The organism is Streptococcus parasanguinis (genome assembly GCF_001578955.1).
In the GTDB taxonomy this organism is placed as follows: Bacteria; Bacillota; Bacilli; order Lactobacillales; family Streptococcaceae; genus Streptococcus; species Streptococcus parasanguinis_U.
Map to the genome: position 1 here is coordinate 496,523 of NZ_KQ969689.1, position 2,718 is coordinate 499,240.

The 2,718-nt window shown below is 48.2% G+C and carries 4 protein-coding genes; all 4 read left to right on the plus strand.

All coding sequences use genetic code 11. The features are described 5' to 3' along the window. Positions 1-853: ribonuclease Z (gene rnz, locus SPADD19_RS02310; protein ID WP_338322287.1), on the plus strand; the 853-nt coding region annotated here is incomplete at its 5' end. 1 nt (position 854) lies between these two features. After that, positions 855-1,610: an SDR family NAD(P)-dependent oxidoreductase gene (locus tag SPADD19_RS02315; protein ID WP_061455097.1), complete on the plus strand. Its 756-nt coding sequence runs from the start codon at positions 855-857 to the stop codon at positions 1,608-1,610. Between the two features lie 10 nt (positions 1,611-1,620). After that, positions 1,621-2,331 carry a class I SAM-dependent methyltransferase gene (locus tag SPADD19_RS02320; protein WP_061455098.1) on the plus strand — a complete coding sequence of 237 codons (711 nt, stop codon included), beginning with the start codon at positions 1,621-1,623 and terminating at the stop codon, positions 2,329-2,331. A 1-nt stretch (position 2,332) separates the two neighbouring features. Next, positions 2,333-2,718: GNAT family N-acetyltransferase (locus SPADD19_RS02325; RefSeq protein WP_061455259.1), on the plus strand; the 386-nt coding region annotated here is incomplete at its 3' end.

Below are 2,718 nucleotides of genomic sequence, written 5' to 3' on the forward strand. Positions count from 1 at the left end.
GCTGGACGAGATCAATGAAGTCTGGCTCTTTGATTGTGGCGAAGCGACACAGAATCAAATTTTAGAAACGACCATTCGTCCGCGAAAGGTTAGCAAGATCTTTATCACTCACTTACACGGAGACCATATTTTTGGTTTGCCAGGTTTCCTCTCTAGTCGGGCCTTTCAGGCCAATGAAGAGCAGACGGATCTGGATATCTATGGACCAGCAGGGATCAAATCCTTTGTGATGACTAGTCTTCGCGTATCAGGCTCTCGCCTGCCTTACCGCATCCATTTTCATGAATTCGATGAACATTCTCTGGGTAAGATTTTAGAAACCGATAAATTCACGGTTTATGCGGAGGCTTTGGACCACACCATTTTCTGTGTGGGTTACCGGATCATGCAGAAGGACTTGGAAGGGACACTCGACGCAGACAAGCTCAAGGCAGCGGGCGTCCCATTTGGTCCACTCTTTGGTCAGGTCAAAAATGGACAAGATGTTACCCTGGAAGATGGCACCAAGATCATTGCAGCGGATTATATTTCAGCCCCTCGGCCTGGTAAGATTATCACGATCCTCGGAGATACCAGAAAAACTGATGCCAGCGTCCGCCTCGGGGTCAATGCGGATGTCTTGGTCCATGAGTCCACCTATGGCAAGGGTGATGAGAAGATTGCTCGTAAACACGGCCACTCGACCAATATGCAGGCGGCAGAAGTGGCGCGTGAAGCTGGAGCCAAGCGCCTTCTTCTCAACCACATCAGTGCTCGCTTCTTATCAAAAGACATCAGCCAATTGCGCAAGGATGCATCCAGCATTTTTGAAAATGTCTATGTCGTCAAAGATTTGGAAGAAGTGGAGATCTAAGATGCGAACCATTCTCATAACAGGAGCAAGTGGAGGCTTGGCCCAAGAAATGGTCAAGCTCCTCCCTGAAGATCGGCTGATTCTCCTAGGTAGAAATCAAGAAAAACTGGAACAACTCTATGCCAGTCATCCTCAAGCTGAATGTATCGGGATCGATATCACTGATTCCTCAGCCGTCCAAGATTTGGTAGAAGAGCTCTATCAGCGCTACGGGCAGATCGATATCTTGGTCAATAACGCAGGCTATGGGATCTTTGAGGCTTTTGATCGCATTTCTGACCAGCAGGTGCGGGAGATGTTTGAGGTTAATACCTTTGCCCTCATGCAGCTTTCACGCTTGATGGGTGCGCACATGAAGGAAGCAGGCAAGGGACACATCGTCAACATCGTCAGCATGGCGGGGCTCGTTGCAACTGCCAAATCCAGCCTTTATTCGGCTACTAAGTTTGCGTCCATTGGCTTCTCCAATGCCCTGCGGTTGGAACTCATGCCCTTTGGTGTCCATGTGACGACGGTTAATCCAGGCCCCATTCGGACTACTTTCTTTGACCAGGCAGACCCTGACGGAAGCTATGTCAAAGCTGTGGACCGCTATATTTTGGAACCAGACTTTGTGGCCAAGAAAATCGTGAAAAGCTTTGGAAAATCAAAACGCGAACTCAATCTTCCTTGGCTTTTGAACTTGACCCACAAGCTCTATACCCTTTTCCCTCGTATCTCGGACAAGCTAGCCAGCAAGATGTTCAATTTCAAATAGGAGGAGATAGATGGTCGCAAATATTCAAGCTTATTTAGAAAACCTCCAGCAACCCTGGGGACAGATCTATTATGATATCCTTTTTGAACAATTGAAGGACATCAAGGGAAAACGAGTGCTTGATTTCGGCAGTGGTTTTGGCCTTGTAGCCAACCACTTGGCGCAAGACAATGAAGTCCTTGCTGTGGAGCCTAATGAGGAAATGGTGGCTTTGCGGGCTCAGGACCATCCCTACCAGCAACTCGTTGGGAGTCTTGACCAGATAGAGAGCTTTGAAGATGCTAGTTTTGATGTCATCCTCTGTCACAATGTCTTGGAGTATGTAGAGGATCGCAAGGTGGTTCTCAAGGCATTCACCCGTCTCTTGAAACCAGGAGGCCTGATCTCTATCGTTAAGCACAATGAGGTTGGCCGCGTCCTGCAGACCGTCGTTTTTGAAAATGATACTCATAAGGCTCTCGATTTGCTAGCAGGCCACGATCTGGAAACCCACTCCATGGGCTTGGCTCAGGCCTATGATCTCTATCTAGCTGTTGAAGATCTAGCCCTCGAAGTTCAGGACTACCAAGGGATCCGTGTCTTTTATGCCTTACAGGACAATCGCTTCAAGGGCCAAGAAGGCTGGCGAGAGTCTATGCTCAAGATGGAGTTGGCGGTCTGTCAAGAGTCCCCTTACAGGGATATCGCCTTCTTCCAGCACTATACCTTAAAAAGGAGTTAAGATGTTAGATTACAAACAAGAGAATCCAGCGATGGCAGACTTACTCGCATTGTACAGCTCAGTCGGTTGGACTAATTATACCAACAACCCAACCATGCTAGAAGAAGCTGTCAAAGCCAGTCTCTGGCAGTTGGCAGTCTATGATGAGAAAGAGCTCGTCGCCTACATTCGCTTGGTAGGAGATGGCCACTCTGTTATTTTTGTGCAGGACCTTTTGGTACGGCCAGATCACCAGCACCAAGGCATTGGAAAGAAACTCTTAGAAGAGGCTTTAGGGACTTTCCCAAATGTCTACCAACGGCTTCTTGCCACTGAACGTAGCGAGAAAAATTTAGCCTTTTACCAGTCCCTCGGCTTTGTCGAACTTTCCGAGCAAGCCTGTACAGG